Genomic DNA, 19,822 nt, shown 5'->3' on the forward strand with positions numbered 1-19,822 from the left:
TCAGGCCCGCTGGCGGCGGCGGTGCAGGGCCAGGCCGGCGGTGACCGCGCCGGCGAGCAGGCCGACGGCGGCGGTCGAGGGCACCGCGATGCGTACGGCTCGGCGCCCGGTGCGGAAGTCACGGACGTCCCAGCCCCGCTCGCGGGCCTGCCGCAACAGCGCCGGGTCGGGATTGACCGCCACCGCGCGGCCCACGACCGACAGCATCGGCAGGTCGTTGGCGGAGTCGCTGTAGGCCGCGCACCGGGCCAGGTCCAGCCCCTCCACCGCGGCGAGCTGGGTGACCGCCTCGGCCTTCGCCGGCCCGTGCATCAGGTCGCCGACCAGCCGGCCGGTGTAGGCGCCGTCGACCACCTCGGCCACCGTGCCGATCGCGCCGGTCAGGCCGAGCCGGGCCGCGATCACCCGGCCGATCTCCACCGGGGCGGCGCTGACCAGCCAGACCCGCTCGCCCGCGTCGAGGTGACGCTGGGCGAGCCGGCGGGTGCCGGCCCAGATGCGCGGCGCCATCAGCTCGTCGAAGATCTCCTCGGTGAGGCGTTCCACGTCGTCGACCCGCCAGCCCTGCACGAACGCGAGCGCGGCCTCCTTCGCCTGCGACATGGTGCCCACGTGCTCGGTGGCGAGCAGCCGGAACCGGGCCTGCTGCCAGGCGAACCGGGCGAGGTCACCGGCGGTGAAGTAGTTGCGGGCGGCCAGCCCGCGGGCGAACCAGTAGATCGACGCGCCCTGCATCATCGTGTTGTCCACGTCGAAGAACGCGGCGGCGTTCGGGTCCGGCGTGACAGTGGTCGCCGGCGACGCCGGGGTCTCCGCCCAGCCGGCCGTGTGGCCGTGGACGTCGGTGCTGACCGTCACCTTGTGGGACTCGGTCACGGCAACCCCCTCCCTCGACGGCGGCGTACGGGCTCCGCGTCGAGCGTATCCGGCCTGCCGTGACGGTCGGGTGTCCGCCGGGAGAAGTGTGGCCGTGGGCTCAGCGGTCGCCGGGGCAGGTGCTCGGCGTGGGGCCGAGCGTGTCGCTGGCGGCCGGCGCGGGCAGCCCGCAGGCGATCGCCTCGCGCAGCGCGTCGGCGCGCCGGCCGGCCGCGTCGAGCAGCGCCAGCGAGCGACGGGTGCGGTCCCGGTCGGCGTGGTCGGGCCGGTCGAGCAGGCCGCTGACCACCCGACGCTGGCCGGCGAGGAAGGTGTCCACCGCGTCCAGCGCCGTCGGGTCGGAGCGCTGCGCGGCCACCGTGGTCAGCAGGCGTACGCCCTGGCGGGTGTCCGCGTCCATGTCGTCCAGGACGGCGCTGAAGCCGAGCCGGTCGTGGCGGACCGAGGCGGCCTCGTCGAGCCGGGTGCGGGCGAAGTCGAGGAAGAGCTGACCCCGGCTGATGTCCGAGTTGGCGAGTGCGAGCTGGGCGCGTTCGGTGGAGCGCTTCATGCCGTACAGCGCGTCACCCGGTAGCGCGTTCTCGCTGGCGGCGGAGATGCCGGAGAGCGCGATGGCGCCGGCGGCCACGCCGACCAGGATCGCGCCCCGGGCCCGGGCCCGCCGGCCGGTGATGGCCGGCAGCAACGCGCCGCGCAGGCCGCTGCCGGAGCCGGCCGCGGCGGTGACGCCCTCGCGCTCGGCGGTGGCCACGAGCATCGCCCGCAGGCCGGTGCGGAACTCGCTGTCGACGTCGACGGTGGGCCGTTCGACGGTGAGCCGCCGGCCCACCTCGACGAGTGCGGTGAGTTCGTGGTCGGCCCGGGACCGGACGTGGTGTCGGCGTCCGCCGTTGGCCTCGTCGAGGAGTTGCGCGAAGCGCTCGGCTCGCCGACCGGAGAAGAGGTCGCTGTCCACCGCGGGCACCCCCTTCCGCTGGTCACGGCCGGGTGGCCGTCATCGTCACCAGCGACCCGTGGCAGCGTGCGGCCGAGGGTCGCCCGGGACGGCCGACCTGACCCGCCGGACCGGGTGGCCCGGGGGACGCCGGGACAACCACTGGTCGCACCCGGAGAAACGGTTCGCGCCGGTCGCCGGTTACGGCCCGATCGGCGGCGAAATCACCGGGTGTGATCGGTGCCGCGAGGGATGCCGGACACACGCCGACCACCGGCGACTGCGCCGGTGGTGCGGACGGGTCGGGTCGGTCAGCCGTGGAAGCCGTCGGGCAGCAACCGGGCCAGGGCCCGGACCGCCCGGTACTGCAGCGCCTTGATGGCACCCTCGTTCTTGCCCATGGCGCGGGCCGTCTCGGCCACCGAGAAGCCCTGCAGGAACCGCAGCACGATGCACTCCTGCTGCTCCGGGTTGAGCTGCTTCACGGCGGTGAGCAGGGCCACGTTGGTGATGTGCTCGACCACCGCCGCTTCCGGGCTGCCCTCCGGCCCGCGGTCCTCCCGGTCGGCGTCCAGGACGTCGCCGGTGGTCACCTCCAGCCGGTAGCGGCCGGACTTGAAGTGGTCGGCGACCAGGTTGCGGGCGATGGTCACCAGCCAGGCGCCCAGGTCGCGGCCCTGCCAGGTGAAGCTGCCGATCCGCTTCAGCGCCCGCAGGAACGTGTCGGAGGTGAGGTCCTCGGCGAGCTGGCGGTTGCCGACCCGGAAGTAGACGAACCGGAAGACGGTGTCGACGTACCGGTCGTAGATCAGGCCGAACGCCTCGGCCTCGCCGGCCTGCGCCCGTTCGACGAGCCCCCAGACCTCGGTGGCCGGGTCGGACGGGTCGGGGCGGCTCGGGAAGCCGGTGGCCGGTGCGGCGGCCGGGACGGCCGGCAGCACCGCGGTGTCGCCGGTGGTCACCGCCGGCAGCACGGCGGTCTCGGCGGCGGACGGCTCCGCGCTGGTCGCCGCCTCACCCCGCCGGACCTGGGTCGGTGGGGTGAGGCGGGGCGGTGCGCCGAGGCGTCCGCCGGCCGGCTTCGCGTTGGTGCCCGGCAGCGCCGGGCGCAGTGGCGCCTCGTTGCCGTGGTGCGTGCGGCTGCGCGTCCGCCGGGCCGCCTCGCTGCGCGCGGTGAGCAGGCCGTCGGCGCGGGGGGCCGGGTCGGCGCGCTCGTTGAGCGGGTTCCGCTGGGTCGGGCCGGTCAGTCCGGCCGGCCGGTCCGCGTAACCGAAGGTGGTCACCGTGCCTCCCCGATCCAGGTGGACAGCGACCGCGCCGGGACCGCGAGGCCGGGTACGACCCGGTCGGGCACGGCCGGTCCGGGACGTGCCGGCGGGCGGCAGATCCCCTTGAGGTGCTGGTCCAATGCGCTCACGGGCACGGGGGCCTCCTCGGGCTGAGGGGTGTCGACTCACGGCAAATGGGGTGAGCCGACCCGAGTGATGATAGGCCCAACGTCACCCGCGCGTGGCAAGTCCGTTACACAGAGCGGAAGTATTTCCCGTGCGATCGCACTATCGCCGGACCCGTTGTCCGTCGCCTGTGGTTGACTTTCGCGCCGGAACCTGGGTGCGAATGGAAGTCCAGGTCGGAGCGGATTTTCTTTCCGCTCGGCGTGTCGCGGCGGCGACCGGGTCGGTCCGGTCCGGCGGCTCCTCCGCCAGCTGGTGAAGATCTGGATCCCACGCTCGGGAATCCCACGCTATCCCAATTGCGGTCCCGTGCGGCGGACCCGCGCCGCCGGTCGGGGCATGGTCCGGCGGACGCGGCTGTGCCAGACTCAGCCACCGTGCAGGACGCCGCCGACAGCCCCGCGCCGAACCTCGCCGACCGGCTCCGCCGGGCGGCCGCCGACCACGGCGACCGGGCCGCGCTGCACTGGCGCGACCGGACGCTCTCCTGGTCCGACCTGGACACCGCGGTCACCGCCACCGCCCGCGCGCTGCACGCCGCCGCGCCGCCGCCCGACGGCACGCCGCACCCGCCCCGGGTGGCCGTCGCGTTCGGCAACACCCCCGACTTCGTGGTCACCTACCTGGCCGTGCTCCGGGCCGGCCTGGTCGCGGTGCCGGTCAACCCCACGCTCACCGGCCGCGAGCTGGGGCACGTGCTCGCCGACTCGGGCGCCGCCCTGCTGGTCGGCGCCGCCGAGGTGACCGCCCGGGTGGACCCCGCGGCGCTGCCCGCCCTGCGCGCGGTGCACACCGCCCCGCCGGTCGCCGACGGCGGCGCCCCCACCCGGTTCCCGGAACGCGGCGGCGACGACCTGGCCGTCCTGCTCTACACCTCGGGCACCGAGGGGCGGCCCAAGGGCGCCATGCTGTCGCACCGCGCGCTGGCCGCCAACCACCACCAGGTCGACCGGATCGAACCGCCGGTGGTCGGCCCCGACGACACCGTGCTGCTGGCACTTCCGCTGTTCCACGCGTACGGGCTGAACTCCGGGCTCGGGGCCGTGGTGCACCACGGCGCCACCGGGGTGCTGGTCGACGAGCCCGGCCCGGACGGGGCGCTGGGCGAGATCGCCCGGCACCGGGTCAGCGTGCTGCTCGGCGTACCGTCGATGTTCCTGACCTGGGCCGGCGCGCACGGCGACCCGGCCGCGGCGCTGACCGGCGTGCGCCTCGCGGTGTGCGGCGCGGCGCCGCTGCCGCCGGCCGCCGGGGCGCGCTTCACCGAGCTGACCGGGCACCCGGTGCACGTCGGCTACGGGCTCACCGAGACCGCGCCGGTGCTCACCTCCACGCTCGTCGGCGGCGAACCGAAACCCGGCTCGATCGGCCGCCCGCTGCCCGGCGTCGAGCTGCGCCTGGTCGGGGCCGACGGTGCCGAGCTGTGGCGCGACGGGGTGCCCGCCGTCGAGGCCGAGGACGACGGGATGGACCTCTCCGACGACCCCGCCGGCACCGACCCCGGGCAGATCGTGGTGCGCGGGGCGAACCTGTTCGCCGGCTACTGGCCGGACGCGCGGGGCGGGCCGGAACCGGACGGCTGGTGGGCCACCGGCGACGTGGCCTACGCCGACGGCGACGGCGACCTCTTCCTGGTCGACCGGCTCGGCGAGCTGATCCTGGTCAACGGCTTCAACGTCTACCCGCACGAGGTCGAGCTGGTGCTCCAGGCGCACCCCGGGGTGGCCGAGTCGGCCGTCCTGGGGGTGCCGCACCCGCGGACCGGCGAGACTGTCCGGGCGTACGTGGTGCGGGCGGCCGAGGTGTCGGCGGAGGAACTGCTCGCCCACTGCGCGCGTAACCTGGCCCGGTTCAAGTGCCCGACCGCCGTCGAGTTCGTCGACGCCCTGCCGTACTCGGCGATCGGGAAGGTCCGCAAGACCGAGCTGCGCCCGGCGCCCGTGGTGCCGTCGCCGTCGCCGTCGACCGAGAACCGCACGGAGGTATCCGATGTCCAGTGACCCGCGGCTCATCCTGATCACCCGGCCCGGCTGCCACCTCTGCGACGACGCGAAGGCGGCGCTCGACCGGGTGGTGGCGGTGACCGGCGACCGCTGGGTGGAGAAGGACGTGACCGGCGACGTCGAGCTGGAACGCGACTACGGCGACCGGCTGCCGGTGGTGCTGCTCGACGGCAAGGAGCACGGCTACTGGCGGGTCGAGGAGGACCGGCTGCTGCGGGACCTGACCACGCCGCAGCTCTAGCTATCGTGTCCGGGTGACGGAGACGCGGCGCCACCTGGTGTGGGACTGGAACGGTACCCTGCTCGACGACCTCGACCTGGTGGTACGGGCCACCAACGTGGCGTTCGCCAGCGCCGGCGGCCCGGCGGTCAGCGCCGACGAGCACCGGGTGCGGTTCCGCCGGCCGATCGCCGACTACTACGCCGAGATGCTCGGCCGGGCGGTCGACGCCGACGCGTTCGGCGCGCTCGACCGGATCTTCCACGACGCGTACCGGGCCGGGCTGACGAGTTGCGCCCTGGCCGCCGACGCGACCGCCGCCATCGCCGCCTGGCCGGGCAGCCAGTCGCTGCTGTCCATGTGGTTCCACGACGAGCTGGTGCCCACCGTGCACACCTACGGGTTGACCCCGCACTTCCGCCGGGTGGACGGGCTGCGCGCCACGGTCGGCGGCGGCCCGAAGGCGGAGTGGCTGGAGAAGCACCTGGCCGAGCTGGGCCTCGACGGGCCCGACGTGGTGCTGATCGGCGACTCGCTGGACGACGCGGACGCGGCCACCTCGGTCGGTGGCGCCGCCGTGCTCTACACCGGCGGGCTCTCCGACCCGGCCCGGCTGCGGGCCAGCGGCCACCCGGTGGCCGACACCCTGACCGAGGCGGTGACCCTGGCCCGCGCCCTGCCCTGAGCCGGTCGCTCAGGCGCGGAGGTGGGCCAGGACGGCCAGGACCCGGCGGTGGTGGGTGGTGGCGTCCGGCGGCAGGTCGAGCTTGGTGAAGATGTTACGGACGTGCTTCTCGACCGCGCCGTCGCTCACCACGAGCAGGCGGGCGATGGCGGTATTGGACCGGCCCTCGGCCATCAGCGCCAGCACCTCACGCTCGCGCGGGGTCAGCGCCGCCAGCGGGTCGTCGCGCCGCCGCCGCACCAGCAACTGGCTGATCACCTCCGGGTCGAGCACGGTGCCGCCGGACGCCACCCGGGCCAGCCCGTCCAGGAATTCGTCGATCGCGGCCACCCGGTCCTTGAGCAGGTAGCCGATGCCGCCGCCGGCACCGCCCGCGGTGTCCAGCAGGTCGTCGGCGTACGACACCTCGACGTACTGGGACAGCACCAGGATCGGCGTGCCGGGCACCCGGCGGCGGGCCTCCACCGCCGCGCGCAGCCCCTCGTCGGTGTGCGACGGCGGCATCCGCACGTCCACCACCGAGATGTCCGGCCGGTGCGTCACCACCGCCTCGACCAGGGCGTCCCCGTCGGCGACGGCCGCCACCACCTCGTGCCCGGACTCGGTCAGCAGCCGGATCAGCCCCTCCCGGAGCAGTACGGCGTCGTCCGCGATCACCACCCGCATGGGTCCGGTGTCTATCACGTCCGGGTCCCACCGCGCGGCCTCGATGCGGGGCGGGGCGTCCCCGGCCCGGTCCGCGGCGTCGGACGGCGGCGTGCCGGCGGGCGTCGTCACCGGGGCAGCTCGGCGTGGACCCGGGTCGGCCCGCCGGCCGGGCTGGTCACCTCGAGCGTGCCGCCGGCCGCCCGGACCCGGTCGGCGATTCCGCTGAGCCCGTGTCCCTTGGCCAGGTGCGCGCCGCCGATCCCGTCGTCGCCGACGGTGATCTCCAGCCGGCCCACCTTCCGGGCCACCTCCACCCGGCAGGTGGCGGCCCGGCTGTGCTTGGCCACGTTGGTCAGCGCCTCGGCCACCACGAAGTAGGCGGCGCTCTCCAGGCCCGGGTCGAGCCGGCCGCCGGAGCGGCCCAGCTCGTCGTCGACCACCAGCTCGGTCGGCACCAGGGCCCGGGCGGCGAGCGCGGCGAGCGCGCTGGGCAACCCCCGGTCGACCAGGATCGGCGGGGCGATGCCCCGGGACAGGGCGCGCAGCTCGTCGAGCGTCTCCCGGGTCTGGGCGACCGCCTCGTCCAGGGTGCGCCGGGCCGCCTCCGGGTCGGCGGCGAGCTGCTGGCGGGCCCGACCCAGGTCCATCGCGAGCCGGACCAGGCGCTGCTGCGGCCCGTCGTGGATGTCCCGTTCCAGCCGGCGCAGCGCGGACGCCTCCGCCGAGGCGGCGGCCCGCTTCTGCTCCTCCAGCGTGGTGATCCGTTGCCGCATCTCGGCCACGCCGGTGAGCAGGGAGTACGCCAGCGCGGCCTGCACCCGGGCCAGGGCCCGGGCCACCAGGGGGAGGGTGAACAGGGCGAACAGCCCGATCGCGGTGTTCAGCGCGATTCGCGCGCCGGTCCCGTCGCCCATCCCGAGCAGCTCGCTGAGATCCTGGTCGTCCGGGCCGCGCGGGATGGCGCCGTCGTAGACGCCGTAGAGCGTGCCGGTCAGCGCCAGCGCCCACCACACCAGCATCAGCACGAACGTGGGCAACGCCACCACGAGCCGGACGAAGGCGTGCAGCAGGTCGAGCCACGACTGCGGGTCGCGCATCGGGGTGAACACCCGCCGCCAGAACCGGGCGCCACGCTCGGGCGTCAGGTAGACCGGGCGGACCCGGGACCGGCCGAGCACGGCGGGGAGCCGGAGCCGTTCCAGGTCGGCCAGTCCGCGGGCGGCGTAGAGCACCCCGGCCAGGACCGGCAGGCCGAGCGTGGTGACCAGCAGCCCGGCGGTGAGTGAGATCCCCGCCACGGCGAGCACGAAGCCGACCACCGCCAGCGGGAGGCTGAAGAGCACGTAGCCGGTGTCGCGGGCGAGCTGACGGAGGAGCCCCCGGGCGGGCGAGGAGGGGGCGGGTACGGCGGTCATGGTTCGAGGCTATGGGCGCGGCGGCGCCCGGCCCATCCCGCTCGCCGGTCTCTCCCGGGTGGGGTTCTCCCTACTCCGGGACGTGAGCCGCGCCTCGCCGCGCCGATCACGGAGCGCCACCGAGCGCGCGCGATTGGTCAGAGAAGTCTGGATTGAGCAATAATCGCCAGGCGCCGCCGAAGAAGCGCGGTTTATCGATCTTGTGGGAATGGAGGGGCAGGTGGAGCCGCGTCGCGAGTCATCAAGATCGCGATTTGTGCACCTCTTCACAAGCGCCTACTCTGTAGTTCCGACGCGCCCTGCTAGCACAGCCGGCAACATCGGTCGCCAGCGGGAGTCCCGAAACGGCCGGCCCCCGTCGCCGGCCGAGGATCGCACCGCACGGAGTCTCATGAGTCAGCACCGTCCTTCTGGCGCGCCCGGCCGCACCGGTGCCGTACCGGCGCTTCCGGACCTGCCCGAGGCGACCGTGTCCCGGCTCCCGGAATACCTGCGCGCGCTGCACGCGCTCGCCGACGCCGGGCACGAGACCGTGTCCAGCGAGGGCCTGGCCAGCGCCGTCGGGGTCAACTCCGCCAAGCTCCGCAAGGACCTCTCCCACCTCGGTTCCTACGGGACCCGGGGCGTCGGCTACGACGTCGCGCTGCTGATCGACCAGATCGAGTCGGTGCTCGGGCTCACCCAGTGCCGGGCCGTCGCGCTGGTCGGCGTGGGTAATCTCGGTCACGCCCTGGCCGGCTACGACGGCTTCGCCAGCCGGGGCTTCCAGATCGCCGCGCTGCTCGACGCCGACCCCTCCCGGGTCGGCGAGGAGATCCACGGCCTGGTCGTCCGGCACGTCGACGAGCTGCCCCGGGTGGTCGCCGAGGAGTCGATCTCGATCGGCGTGATCGCCACCCCGGCGCCGGCCGCCCAGGCGGTCGCCGACCAGCTCGTCGCCGTCGGCGTGACGAGCATCCTCAACTTCGCGCCGTGCGTACTCTCGGTTCCGGACGGGGTCGACGTGCGCAAGGTCGACCTCGCGATCGAGCTGCAGATCCTGTCCTTCCACGAGCACCGCAAGGCGTCGCTGATCGCGCTGCCCGCCACCGGCGGGTCCGCCCTCACCGCCCTGCCCGGCGGGCTCGCGACCCCCGACACCCAGGAGGCGATCGGCACGTGAAACTGCTCGTCGTCGGCGCGTCCTACCGCACCGCCCCGGTCGCCGCCCTGGAACGCCTGGCCGTCCCGCCCGCGGACCTGACCCGCACGCTGGACCGGCTCGTCGCCCAGCCGTACGTCGCCGAGGCCGTCCTCGTCTCCACCTGCAACCGGGTGGAGATCTACGCCGCCGTCTCCGGGTTCCACGGTGGGCTCGGCGACATCTGCGCGGTCCTGGCCGAGCAGGCCGACTGCCCGCCGTCGGCGCTCGCCGGTCACCTCTACGTGCACTACGACGCCGCCGCCGTCGACCACGTCTTCCGGGTCGCCGCCGGGCTGGACTCCATGGTGGTCGGCGAGGCGCAGATCCTCGGTCAGCTCCGTGATGCCTACCACTCGGCCGGCGGCGCCGACTCGGCCGGCCGGCTCCTGCACGAGCTGATGCAGCAGGCGCTGCGGGTCGGCAAGCGCGCCCACGCCGAGACCGGCATCGACCGGGCCGGGCAGAGCGTGGTCACCGCCGCGCTCGACCTCGCCGCCGACCTGCTCCACGGCGACCTGGCCGGCCGACCCGCCATGGTGGTCGGTGCCGGGGCGATGGGCTCGCTGGGCGTGGCGACGCTGTCCCGGCTCGGTGCCGGCCCGCTCACCGTCACCAACCGGGGCGCCGCCCGTGCCGTCCGGCTCGCCGAGTCGTACGGCGCGACCGCCGTGCCGATGGCCGACCTGGTCGAGGCGCTCTCCACGGTGGACGTCGTGGTCGCCGCCACCGCCGCCACCGAGGCCGTGCTCACCCGTGACGTGGTGACCCGGGCGCTGGCCCGCCGGAACGCCGGCCGGGGCCCGCTGGTCCTGCTCGACCTGGCCGTCCCCCGCGACGTCGAGGCGGGCGTCGCGGAGCTGCCCGGCGTCGAGGTGATCGACATCGACCGGATGGCCGCCGTCCTCGCCGACGGGCCGGCCGCGGCCGACGCCGCCGAGGTCGGCCGGATCGTCGCCGGCGAGGTCGAGGCGTTCCTGAGCTGGCTGCGCGGCGCCGACGTGGCACCGACCGTGGCCGCGCTGCGCGGCCGGGCCGACGACGTGGTGACCGCCGAACTGCGCCGGCTCGGTCAGCGCCGCCCCGACCTCAGCGACGACCAGCGCGCCGAGGTCGCCCGCACCGTGCACCGGGTCGTGCAGCGACTGCTGCACCAGCCGACCGTACGGGTCCGCCAACTCGCCGCCGAACCCGGCGGCGACCAGTACGCGGCCCTGCTGCGCGAGCTGTTCGACCTGGAGGTGCCGCAGACGTCCCCGGTCGACACCGTCCCCGACGTGGTCGCCACCGACACTGACGGCCGGCCGTCGTTCGACGCCGCCGACGTCCCGTCCACCGGAGGTGCGCGATGACCGCCCCCCTGCGCCTCGGCACCCGGGGCAGCGTCCTGGCGCTGGCCCAGTCCGGCCAGGTCGCCGAGGCCCTCACCGCGGCCACCGGCCGCCCGGTCGAGCTGATCGAGGTGGTGACCGCCGGCGACCGCTCCACCGCTCCGGTGCAGCGGCTCGGCGTCGGTGTCTTCGTCTCCGCGCTGCGCGACGCGCTGACCGCCGGTGAGATCGACTTCGCCGTCCACTCGTACAAGGACCTGCCGACCGCGGCGGCGCCCGGCCTGCACATCGCGGCCGTGCCGCCCCGGCAGGACCCGCGGGACGCGCTTGTCGCCACCGGCGGCCGTACCCTCGCCGAGCTGCCGCCCGGCGCGCGGATCGGCACCGGCGCGCTGCGCCGGATCGCCCAGCTGCACGCGCTGGGCATGCAGTTCGAGGTCACGCCGATCCGGGGCAACATCGACACCCGGCTCGGCCGGGTGCTCGGTGCGGACGCCGACCTCGACGCCGTCGTGCTGGCCCGGGCCGGGCTCACCCGGATCGGCCGCGCCGACGTCATCACCGAGACGCTCGACCCGATGCTCATGCTGCCCGCGCCCGCCCAGGGCGCGCTCGCGGTCGAGTGCCGGGCCGACGACCACGACCTGGTCGAGCTGCTCGCGCGGCTCGATCACGCACCGTCCCGCGCCGCGGTCACCGCGGAACGGGCGCTGCTGGCCACCCTGGAGGCCGGGTGCAGCGCACCGGTGGCCGCCTACGGCGAACTCGCCGAGGGTGAGACCGGTGAGGAGATCTACCTGCGCGGTGCGGTGATCAGCCCGGACGGTTCCCGTGACCTCCGGCTGTCCCGCACCGGAACGCCCGCCGACGCGGCGGAGATCGGCAAGGCACTCGCCGCCGAACTCCTCGAACTCGGCGCCGACTCGATCCTCGGCCAAGAAGGACACGCCGGCCCGGGGACCCAGCAACTTGGGAGCACAGAATGACCCGCACCCGTAAGCCCGTAGGCCGGATCGCTTTCGTCGGGGCCGGCCCCGGCGACCCGGGCCTGCTGACCCGCCGGGCGCTCGACGCCCTGGTCGAGGCCGACCACGTGGTATACGACCGGGGAGTCCCCGAGTCGCTGCTCACCCACGTCCGCGCCCAGGCCAGGTCCGACGCCGAGTTCAGCCCCGCCGAGGGCGTGCCGGGGGACGTGGCGAAGGTGCTGATCTCCGCGGCCCGCTCCGGCCAGAACGCCGTGCACCTGGTGGCCGGCGACCCGTTCGGCCACGACTCGGTGGTCAAGGAGGTGCAGGCGGTGGCGCGCACCGCCGCGCACTTCGAGGTGGTGCCGGGCGTCGGCCAGGCCGAGGGCGTCGCCACCTACGCCGGTGTCCCGCTCTCCGGGGTACGCACCGCCGCCGACGTCGAGGACGTCACCACGCTGGACTTCGACGCGCTCGCCGCGGCCGTGGGCCGGGGCTCGCTGGCGCTCGCCGTGGACGCCGGTGACCTGGCCGCCGTCCGGGACGGGCTGCTGGCCGCCGGGGTCGACGGCACCACCGCGGTCGGGGTGACCGGCGACGGCACCGGCGAGACGCAGTACACCACCACGTCGAGCGTGGACTCCTTCGTCGCGGCGGCGCTCGGCTTCACCGGCCGCGTCGTGCTCACCGTCGGCGCGGGCGTCACCGACCGCGACAAGCTGAGCTGGTGGGAGAACCGCCCGCTGTACGGCTGGAAGGTGCTGGTTCCCCGCACCAAGGAGCAGGCCGGCGCGATGAGCGCGCGCCTGCGCGCGTACGGGGCGATCCCGTGCGAGGTGCCGACCATCGCGGTCGAGCCGCCGCGCACCCCGGCCCAGATGGAGCGGGCGGTCAAGGGCCTGGTCGACGGCCGGTACGCCTGGGTGATCTTCACCTCGGTGAACGCGGTCCGCGCGGTCTGGGAGAAGTTCGCCGAGCACGGCCTGGACGCCCGGCACTTCGGCGGCGTCAAGATCGCCTGTATCGGCGAGGCGACCGCGGACGCGGTCCGCGCGTTCGGTATCCAGCCGGAGCTGGTCCCCGCCGGGGAGCAGTCCTCGGAGGGCCTGCTCGCCGAGTTCTCGCCGCACGACGAGATCCTCGACCCGGTCGGCCGGGTGCTGCTGCCGCGCGCCGACATCGCCACCGAGACGCTCGCCGCCGGCCTCACCGAGCGCGGCTGGGAGGTCGACGACGTGACGGCCTACCGGACCGTGCGGGCGGCGCCGCCGCCGGCCGAGATCCGCGACGCGATCAAGTCGGGCGGGTTCGACGCGGTGCTGTTCACCTCGTCCTCCACGGTCCGGAACCTGGTCGGCATCGCCGGGAAGCCGCACGCGCGTACCGTTGTTGCCGTCATCGGGCCCAAGACGGCGGAGACCGCGACGGAGTTCGGCCTGCGGGTCGACGTGCAGCCGCCGCACGCCTCGGTGCCCGACCTGGTGGAGGCGCTCGCCGCCTACGCCGTCGAGCTGCGCGAGAAGCTCGCCGCCATGCCGGCGAAGCAGCGTCGCGGCTCGAAGGTGCAGGGGCCGACCGCCCTGAGGTTCCGCTGACAGGAGGCACCCCCATGCCGTACCCCGAGATCCGGCCCCGCCGGCTGCGCCGCAACGCGGCCGTGCGGCGGCTGGTCTCCGAGACCCGCGTCGCCCCGGCCGAGCTGGTCGTGCCGATGTTCGTCAAGGAGGGGCTGGCCGAGCCGCGGGCCGTCGCGTCGCTGCCGGGGGTGCTCCAGCACTCCCGGGACTCGCTGCGCAAGGCGGCCGTCGAGGCGGTCCAGGCCGGGGTCGGCGGGATCATGCTCTTCGGGGTGCCGGCCGAACGGGACGAGACCGGCTCCGGCGGCCTCGACCCGGCCGGCATCCTCAACGTGGCCATCCGGGACGTGATCGCCGAGGTCGGTGACGCGACCGTGGTGATGAGCGACCTCTGCCTGGACGAGTTCACCTCGCACGGGCACTGCGGCCTGCTCACCCCGGACGGCGGCGTGGACAACGACGCCACGCTCGCCGCGTACGCCCAGATGGCGGTCGCCCAGGCCGACGCCGGGGTCCACGTGGTCGGGCCGTCCGGGATGATGGACGGCCAGGTCGGCGTGGTCCGCAAGGCGCTGGACGCCGCCGGGCGCCAGGACGTCTCGGTGCTCGCGTACGCCGCCAAGTACGCCTCCGCGTTCTTCGGCCCGTTCCGCGACGCGGTCGAGTCGGCGCTGGAGGGTGACCGGCGCGCCTACCAGCAGGACCCGGCGAACCTGCGGGAGTCGCTGCGCGAGGTCGAGCTGGACGTCGCCGAGGGCGCCGACATGGTGATGGTCAAGCCGGCGCTGCCCTACCTCGACGTGGTGTCGGCGGTCCGGGCCGCGGTGGACGTCCCGGTCGCCGCCTACCAGGTCTCCGGGGAGTACGCCATGGTCGAGGCCGCCGCCGCCAACGGCTGGATCGACCGGGAGCGGACGATGTTGGAGACGCTCACCTCGATCCGCCGGGCGGGTGCCCAGATCATCCTCACCTACTGGGCGGTCGAGGCGGCCCAGATGCTCCGCGAGCGCTACTGACCGTACGGCCGTCGCTCGCGGGCGACGCGCAGCGCCTCGCCCCACCAGCTCAGCTCGTCGAGCGTCGCGTCCGCGGCCCGCTCCAGCGGGCCGTCGGCGACCAGCCGGCCCTGCCGGTCGAGGCGGTCCCACGGCGCGGTGAGCACCACGCCGCTGCGGGTGGTGGTGGCGTGCAGCTCGGCGAAGACCAGGCGCAGTTGCTCGACCGCGCGGATCCCGCCCGAGCCCGCGCCGTAGGAGACGAAGCCGACCGGCTTGGCCACCCACTCCCGGTGGTGCCAGTCGATGGCGTTCTTCAGGGCCGCCGGGAAGCTGTGGTTGTACTCCGGCGTGACCACCACGAAGGCGTCCGCGGCGTCGAGCCGGCCGGCGATCGGGCTGGCCGGGTTGCCGCCGGGAGGCGTGTCGGCGAGCGGGAGCGGCACCTCGGCGAGGTCGACCAGGTCGGTGCGGAGGTCGTCGCGGCGGCCGGCGTGGTCGACGAACCAGTCGGCGATCAGGCGGCCCATCCGGGGCCGGCGCACGCTGCCGACGAGCACGGCGAGGGCGAGCGGTGGTTCTTGCGTCGTCATGGGATGGACGCTAAGACTTGAACAATTGTTGAAGTCAAGCCGTTGCGGGGGTAGGCATGCTGACGGTGGGCGAGGTGGCGCGGGAGGCGGGGGCCAGCGGCTCCGCGATCCGTTTCTACGAGCGGCAGGGCCTGATCACGGCCAGCCGGACCAGCGGTAACCAGCGCCGGTTCGGTCCGGACGCGGCATGCCGGGTGCGGGTCGCCCGGGTGGCGCAGCGGATCGGCCTCAGCGTCGGTGAGATCCGGGACCTGCTCGCCGACCTGCCGCCGGAGCCGGCCCTCACCGACTGGCAGCGACTGCACGACCGGCTCACCGCCGAGGCGGACCGGCGCATCGCCGAACTGCACGCCGCGCTGGGAGACATCCGCTCCGGCCGCCGCCTCTGCGACCTGTGACCTACGGCTGAGGCTCGGCCGGCTCGTCCGCTCCGTCGCCCGGCGACTCTGGCCCACCGCCCTCCCTCGCGCCCCCCGCTCGCCGTCCTCGCCGCCCCCGCTCGCCGCCCTCTCGTCGCCCTCGCCGCTCGCCCGCCGCCCGAGGCCGGCGTGGACTCGATCCGGCCCTCTCCCGCGTGCCCGGAATCCGGCCGCACGCCACAGCGCCGGGAGACCTGGTGGCATAGCTTCGTAGCGCAGCGTCACATTCCGGCTCGCCATCGCCTTCGCCCCTCGTCGCCTTTGCTCTGCAGCCACCGGCGCAGCGGGCACGCTCCGTCATCGATGCCTCCGTGGCTGCAGAGCAAAGGCGCTGGCGGGTGTGCTGGCTCGGCGGGGAAGAGGGGGAGTTATGTCCATTAAATGAGCAATGGGAAGGTGGGGAAGGGTGCCGTTGGCCCGGTGGGTATCACGCATGGTGATTGTCACGCTCTGTGATGATTCTGGAGGCGGCGGAGCGGATCGGCCAAAGCGGGCGACCACCGTACCGCCGGGTTTTCCACAGCCGAGCCGGGTGGGGTTGCCGGCCAGGCGGGGAAGCGCGAGCGTGACGGGATGACCGGCCCCTTTGAGGACACCGCGATCGAAGCGACCACCGCCCCGGCCCGCGCGCCGGAGGCCGTCGCTCCGTGCGGTGGTGCCACCGCTGTCGCGGACGATGAATCGCCCGCGCTGCTCACCGAGCCCCTCGACGTTCCGTTTCCCGCCGCCGGGATCGTCCGGGCGGTCCGCCGCCGCGCCCATGCCAGCCAGCGGGAACTGGCCCGCTTCGCCCGGGTGCACCCGACCACGGTCGGGCGGATCGAGGCCGGCGCCCTGGCGCCCAGTCTCACCATGCTGTCCCGCCTCGTCGGCACGGCCGGCTTCCGGCTCGTCGTCGTCGACGAGTCCGGGACGGTGCTCAAGCCGATGCGGGACCGGGCCGACCTGCGCGACGGCGCCGAGCGGCGATACCCGTCGCACCTCGACGTCGTCGTCGATCCACAGCCGGGGGAGTGGTGGGCCGACATCTACGGTCTGGCCCGGCCCCCGGAGACGTTCTACCGGGACCGGGCCGTGCGGGACGCGCTGCGGCGGCGCAGCCAGTGGGAGGTCCGGGTGGCCAAGTATCGCAACGTGCCACCGCCGCCCGATCCGCAACGAGACGGATACCGCGGCGGCCCGCCGATCCGCTGGTGAGCGGAGCGACGGGCCGCGGGGCGGTGCGCCGGTCAGTCGTCGTTCAGGATCGTCCCGACGCCGGACGGGTCGGCCAGGCGGAGCCCCGGCACGCCGGCCACGTACAGGGTGAGTCGCTCGTCCGCCTCCCGCTTGCGGTCTCCGCGCACGGTGACCGGGAAGGCCAGCGACGTCCGGCCCGCGGCCAGCACCCGGCAGCCCACGTACGGGTCGTAGTCGGAGCCGGCCTGTGCCGTGGTGCCGTAGGTGGCCGCGCAGAGCAGGGCCGGCTCGGACAGCGGCCGGGACACGGTGACCGTGAAGGTCATCGTGGTGGTCCCCTTGTCGCCCTCGGTCACCGAGGTGTCGGCCACCCGCAGCGCGGCGCGGGAGCGGAACCGGGCCACCGTCGGGTCGTGATCGCTGGCGCCCCGGTCACCCAGCTCCGGGGCGTCGGTGGGGTAGTCGGCGTTGATGTGCGCCGTCCGCACCTGCACCAGGTCCGCGTGCATCGGGTCGTTGACGAACATGTTGTCCAGCGTCTGCGCCTGCCCGCTGAAGGTGTACGAGTAGGCCGCCGCCGGGGCGTCCGCGACCAGGTCGTCCCAGAGGTTGTGCAGGCCGGCCTGGTAGAGCGGCGCGAGCTGGTCCGACGGGGTCGGGTTCTGCCCGGTGGCGATCGGGTCGTCGGGGCGCGGGAAGACGTTCAGGTCGCCGCCGTAGACCACCCGCGCGTCCGGGTCGGTCGCCTCGACCGCCCGCACCAGCGCGGCACCGTACGCGGCCTGCTCGCGGCGCTGCCCGACCCGGCTGTCCGGCCCGGACGAGAAGTGGTTGGCCACCGCCCAGAGCGTGAACTGCTCGCTCGATCCGGGGGCCGCCCTGACGGTGAACCGGGCCAGCTGCGCCGCCCGGGTGTAGACGTTGCTGCCGTCCACACCGGTCGACCGGTCCACGTCGGCCGGCAGCACCGCGTTGAACGCCTTCGGGTTCTGCACGTCCCCGTTGGACGGCAACGCGGCCGAGCGGTATTCCACTGTCGGCGTGGCGCCCAGCAGCGGGTCGGTGGCGGTCGCCTGGGCCAGCGTCAACCGGTCGGTGCGGTAGAGGAACGCCGAGGCGATGCCCCGGGCGTCCGCGCCGGTCCGGTCGTACGCGGCGGCGTAGGCCGGGCCGCCGGCTGCCGCGACGGCGAGCGCCAGCTCCTGCACGGTGTCCGGCGCGCCGTCGGCGTCGTTGGTGTCGCCGCAGGCGAGGCTGCCGTCGACCACCGAGCAGATGTCCTGGTCCTCGGCCTCCTGCACCAGGATCAGATCCGGGCTGTGCAGCGAGTTGACGATCTGCCGCGCCTGCGTGGCCAGCTTGGCCGCGTACGCCTCGGGGCTGGCCGGCACGTAGTCGAACGGCGGGCTGACACCGGGACATCCGCTGTTGCCGGCGAAGTCGCAGCCGTCGAACGGGTCGTCCCGGTAGTCGTACAGGTTCTCCACGTTGTAGGTGGCGACCGCGACCTCGCCGTTGCGGTCGGCCGGCAGCGGCGGGTGGTTCTCCGCCGGGTCCGCGCCGCCGGTCAGCGTCAGCTGCTCGGGCTGCACGCTGTACTTGCTGAACGCATACGAGACGGAACCGAAGGCGTCCTCGGTCAGCGTGTCGAACGTGCGCGCCTCGGGCAGCAGCGCGCCCGAGTCGCCGGCGGTCGCCTTCACGCCGCCGGCCCCCAGCAGGATCCGCTGGTTGTTGCCGTTGTCGAAGAGTGTGCCGGGGATGTCGTCGAGCGGGTGCGCGTCCCGGAACACCCGGCGGGCGTACGGGTCGGACCGCTTCATGATCGGGTCCTCGCGGTCCAGCACGTAGATCTCGGAGTCCGCCGTCGAGGCGTAGATGTGCCGGGGCGCGGAGACGCCGCTGCCGGCCCGGACCCGCATCCGCTCACCCTCGTGCCGCTCCCAGAACAGGTCGGCGGCGTCCGCCTCGGCCGGCGGCACCGCGTCGTCGGTGCGGACCGCGGTGTCCACGTCGAGCCCGGAGTCGAGCTTGCGGACCAGCGAGGCGCTGGAGAGCTGGGTCTGGTTGAAGTATTCCGAGACCCGGCCGCGGAGCACGACCTCGTCACCGACGGTCGGGGCGTAGCCGCCGATCAGCGTGGTGAACGAGCCGGTGAAGACGAAGATGCCGTCCGAGGTGAGCGGGTCGCCGTCCTCGCTGCCGAGCCGGCTCTGCAGGTAGAAGCCCCACTGGTCGGCTCCGGCGGAGCTGCGGGTCAGCGACTTGCTCGTGATCACACCGCGCACGTCGTACAGCGTCGAACTGGTGCCGTTGCCGGTCGCCGGCGCGAGCGGCGACCGGTCGGTGCGGCCGCTCTCGTCGTCGCCGGTGCGGCCCTGCACCTCGCCGACGGAGAGCACGCTCGTCGCCTGCACGGCGAGCGTGCAGGTGGCGGTGCCGCCGTCGGCGTCCGTCGAGGTCACGGTGACGGTGTAACCGCCGGCCGGCAGGCCGGTCGCGGTCAGCGTCGCCCGGGCGGTGCCGCCGGCCGCGGTCGCCGGGCTGAACGCGGTACGGCTGATCGAGCCGCTCGCCGGCGTCGGGACGACCGAGGTGACCGCGAGGCCGGTGATCGTGTCGTCGGCGTCGGTCGCGGTCACCTCGCGGGTCGCGGTGGCGCCCGCCTCCAGCGTCAGCGCGCCGCCGCAGGTGAGCGTGGGCGGCTGGTCGACCGGCCCGCCACCGTCGACGGTGTGGCTGCCCAGCCCGTCGAACGTGTCGGTGGCGAAGCCGGCCCACTGGGCCGCCGGGTCGAACGCATCCGCCGGGTCGGTGTCGCCGGCGCTCACCGAGGGCAGCCGGCGCAGCGTGTTGTCGGCCGTGCTGGTGAGCCCGCTGCCCCACTCGGTGCCCGGGTCCACGCCGACCTGCCCGATGGAGTCGACCACCGTCTCGCCCCGGCGCAACACGATCGCGTCGTCGCCGTTGAACAGCGCGCCGCCGTACGTCTGGTCGGCCTGGGCGAGAATCGCCGGCGCGGCCGACGCGGCGGCGAAGACGAACACGTCCCCGGCGGCGACGGTGCCGCTCAGCGCCACGTTGGTCGAGGTGGTGGCGCCGTTGAAGAAGAGCTGGAGCTGGTAGCCGCCGGCGGCCAGGTCGACCGGGGCGCCGGTGCCGTTGAACAGCTCGACGGCCTTGTTGTTGGACGACCCCTCGACGTACTCGGAGATGAGCAGGTCGGTGGGCGCGGCACTGGCCGCGGGGGGTGCGACGCCGATCGCCGTGACGGTGACGGCGGCGGTGGTCGCGAGCGCGGCCAGTGTGCGGCGCGGGCGCATGGAGCCTCCACGATGGGTGGGC

At 74.6% G+C, this 19,822-nt stretch carries 17 protein-coding genes; 10 read left to right on the forward strand and 7 right to left on the reverse strand.

Annotation, left to right across the window (positions count from 1 at the left end):
- From GA0070213_RS17920 to GA0070213_RS17930, 3 genes are all read right to left on the reverse strand, one after another.
- A complete protein-coding gene (locus GA0070213_RS17920; RefSeq protein WP_091065366.1) occupies positions 1 to 876 on the reverse strand; it encodes an HAD family hydrolase in 876 nt (291 codons plus the stop codon).
- A 100-nt stretch (positions 877 to 976) separates the two neighbouring features.
- Positions 977 to 1,831, reverse strand: a complete 855-nt coding sequence (locus GA0070213_RS17925; RefSeq protein WP_091066088.1) for a DUF5667 domain-containing protein — start codon at positions 1,829 to 1,831, stop codon at positions 977 to 979.
- 290 nt (positions 1,832 to 2,121) lie between these two features.
- The gene (locus GA0070213_RS17930; protein WP_091065369.1) at positions 2,122 to 3,093 is read right to left on the reverse strand and encodes an ECF subfamily RNA polymerase sigma factor, BldN family; all 972 of its coding nucleotides are present in this window, start codon (positions 3,091 to 3,093) and stop codon (positions 2,122 to 2,124) included.
- Positions 3,094 to 3,623: 530 nt separating this feature from the next.
- On the opposite strand from GA0070213_RS17930, the gene GA0070213_RS17935 reads away from it, so the two are divergent.
- Genes GA0070213_RS17935 through GA0070213_RS17945 form a run of 3 tightly spaced genes read left to right on the forward strand, consistent with a single transcriptional unit; the run spans position 3,624 to position 6,172 of the window.
- Complete coding sequence (locus tag GA0070213_RS17935; RefSeq protein ID WP_245716449.1) at positions 3,624 to 5,264, forward strand: AMP-binding protein; 1,641 nt, start codon at positions 3,624 to 3,626, stop codon at positions 5,262 to 5,264.
- Positions 5,254 to 5,508 (forward strand): glutaredoxin family protein, encoded by a 255-nt coding sequence (locus tag GA0070213_RS17940; RefSeq protein WP_091065377.1) that lies wholly within the window; start codon positions 5,254 to 5,256, stop codon positions 5,506 to 5,508. The genes GA0070213_RS17935 and GA0070213_RS17940 overlap by 11 nt, the downstream gene beginning before the upstream one ends.
- A gap of 13 nt (positions 5,509 to 5,521) precedes the next feature.
- Positions 5,522 to 6,172, forward strand: coding sequence for an HAD family hydrolase (locus GA0070213_RS17945; RefSeq protein ID WP_091065380.1), 651 nt, complete (start codon positions 5,522 to 5,524; stop codon positions 6,170 to 6,172).
- A gap of 9 nt (positions 6,173 to 6,181) precedes the next feature.
- On the opposite strand, the gene GA0070213_RS17950 is transcribed toward GA0070213_RS17945, so the two are convergent.
- Together GA0070213_RS17950 and GA0070213_RS17955 are read right to left on the reverse strand one after the other, a co-directional pair.
- Positions 6,182 to 6,838 carry a response regulator gene (locus GA0070213_RS17950; RefSeq protein WP_091066093.1) on the reverse strand — a complete coding sequence of 219 codons (657 nt, stop codon included), beginning with the start codon at positions 6,836 to 6,838 and terminating at the stop codon, positions 6,182 to 6,184.
- A 107-nt stretch (positions 6,839 to 6,945) separates the two neighbouring features.
- Positions 6,946 to 8,235 carry a sensor histidine kinase gene (locus GA0070213_RS17955; protein ID WP_091065383.1) on the reverse strand — a complete coding sequence of 430 codons (1,290 nt, stop codon included), beginning with the start codon at positions 8,233 to 8,235 and terminating at the stop codon, positions 6,946 to 6,948.
- 391 nt (positions 8,236 to 8,626) lie between these two features.
- Here GA0070213_RS17955 and GA0070213_RS17960 point away from each other — a divergent pair, with 391 nt between their 5' ends.
- The 5 genes from GA0070213_RS17960 to hemB are packed head-to-tail and all read left to right on the forward strand — an operon-like array spanning position 8,627 to position 14,307.
- Complete coding sequence (locus GA0070213_RS17960; protein WP_091065386.1) at positions 8,627 to 9,397, forward strand: redox-sensing transcriptional repressor Rex; 771 nt, start codon at positions 8,627 to 8,629, stop codon at positions 9,395 to 9,397.
- Positions 9,394 to 10,767: a glutamyl-tRNA reductase gene (locus GA0070213_RS17965; RefSeq protein ID WP_091065390.1), complete on the forward strand. Its 1,374-nt coding sequence runs from the start codon at positions 9,394 to 9,396 to the stop codon at positions 10,765 to 10,767. The genes GA0070213_RS17960 and GA0070213_RS17965 overlap by 4 nt, the downstream gene beginning before the upstream one ends.
- Positions 10,764 to 11,732 (forward strand): hydroxymethylbilane synthase, encoded by a 969-nt coding sequence (gene hemC, locus GA0070213_RS17970; protein WP_091065395.1) that lies wholly within the window; start codon positions 10,764 to 10,766, stop codon positions 11,730 to 11,732. Before GA0070213_RS17965 ends, hemC begins: the two co-directional genes overlap by 4 nt.
- On the forward strand, positions 11,729 to 13,309 hold the full coding sequence (locus tag GA0070213_RS17975) for a bifunctional uroporphyrinogen-III C-methyltransferase/uroporphyrinogen-III synthase (protein WP_091065399.1): 1,581 nt from the start codon (positions 11,729 to 11,731) through the stop codon (positions 13,307 to 13,309). Before hemC ends, GA0070213_RS17975 begins: the two co-directional genes overlap by 4 nt.
- Positions 13,310 to 13,323: 14 nt before the next feature.
- Positions 13,324 to 14,307 carry a porphobilinogen synthase gene (gene hemB, locus GA0070213_RS17980; RefSeq protein WP_091065403.1) on the forward strand — a complete coding sequence of 328 codons (984 nt, stop codon included), beginning with the start codon at positions 13,324 to 13,326 and terminating at the stop codon, positions 14,305 to 14,307.
- Here the strand turns inward: hemB and GA0070213_RS17985 are convergent.
- A complete protein-coding gene (locus GA0070213_RS17985) occupies positions 14,301 to 14,879 on the reverse strand; it encodes an NADPH-dependent FMN reductase (protein WP_091065407.1) in 579 nt (192 codons plus the stop codon). The genes hemB and GA0070213_RS17985 overlap by 7 nt on opposite strands.
- A 56-nt stretch (positions 14,880 to 14,935) precedes the next feature.
- Between GA0070213_RS17985 and GA0070213_RS17990 the strand changes: the two genes are divergently transcribed.
- Complete coding sequence (locus GA0070213_RS17990) at positions 14,936 to 15,277, forward strand: MerR family transcriptional regulator (protein WP_091065410.1); 342 nt, start codon at positions 14,936 to 14,938, stop codon at positions 15,275 to 15,277.
- A 594-nt stretch (positions 15,278 to 15,871) separates the two neighbouring features.
- Positions 15,872 to 16,495 carry a helix-turn-helix transcriptional regulator gene (locus GA0070213_RS17995; protein ID WP_091065413.1) on the forward strand — a complete coding sequence of 208 codons (624 nt, stop codon included), beginning with the start codon at positions 15,872 to 15,874 and terminating at the stop codon, positions 16,493 to 16,495.
- A 32-nt stretch (positions 16,496 to 16,527) separates the two neighbouring features.
- Here the strand turns inward: GA0070213_RS17995 and GA0070213_RS18000 are convergent, their stop codons facing one another.
- Positions 16,528 to 19,800 (reverse strand): lamin tail domain-containing protein, encoded by a 3,273-nt coding sequence (locus GA0070213_RS18000; RefSeq protein ID WP_091065417.1) that lies wholly within the window; start codon positions 19,798 to 19,800, stop codon positions 16,528 to 16,530.
- Positions 19,801 to 19,822: the final 22 nt, after the last annotated feature.

It is taken from the genome of Micromonospora humi (assembly GCF_900090105.1).
Lineage (GTDB): Bacteria > Actinomycetota > Actinomycetes > Mycobacteriales > Micromonosporaceae > Micromonospora > Micromonospora humi.

Bases quoted from the DNA above. Each gene is read 5' to 3' on its own strand.
- GA0070213_RS17940 (WP_091065377.1), top strand. From the start codon at position 5,254: ATGTCCAGTGACCCGCGGCTCATCCTGATCACCCGGCCCGGCTGCCAC.
- GA0070213_RS17950 (WP_091066093.1), bottom strand. From the start codon at position 6,838: ATGCGGGTGGTGATCGCGGACGACGCCGTACTGCTCCGGGAGGGGCTG.
- GA0070213_RS17955 (WP_091065383.1), bottom strand. From the start codon at position 8,235: ATGACCGCCGTACCCGCCCCCTCCTCGCCCGCCCGGGGGCTCCTCCGT.
- GA0070213_RS17960 (WP_091065386.1), top strand. From the start codon at position 8,627: ATGAGTCAGCACCGTCCTTCTGGCGCGCCCGGCCGCACCGGTGCCGTA.
- hemC (WP_091065395.1), top strand. From the start codon at position 10,764: ATGACCGCCCCCCTGCGCCTCGGCACCCGGGGCAGCGTCCTGGCGCTG.
- GA0070213_RS17975 (WP_091065399.1), top strand. From the start codon at position 11,729: ATGACCCGCACCCGTAAGCCCGTAGGCCGGATCGCTTTCGTCGGGGCC.
- hemB (WP_091065403.1), top strand. From the start codon at position 13,324: ATGCCGTACCCCGAGATCCGGCCCCGCCGGCTGCGCCGCAACGCGGCC.
- GA0070213_RS17985 (WP_091065407.1), bottom strand. From the start codon at position 14,879: ATGACGACGCAAGAACCACCGCTCGCCCTCGCCGTGCTCGTCGGCAGC.
- GA0070213_RS17990 (WP_091065410.1), top strand. From the start codon at position 14,936: ATGCTGACGGTGGGCGAGGTGGCGCGGGAGGCGGGGGCCAGCGGCTCC.
- GA0070213_RS17995 (WP_091065413.1), top strand. From the start codon at position 15,872: ATGACCGGCCCCTTTGAGGACACCGCGATCGAAGCGACCACCGCCCCG.
- GA0070213_RS18000 (WP_091065417.1), bottom strand. From the start codon at position 19,800: ATGCGCCCGCGCCGCACACTGGCCGCGCTCGCGACCACCGCCGCCGTC.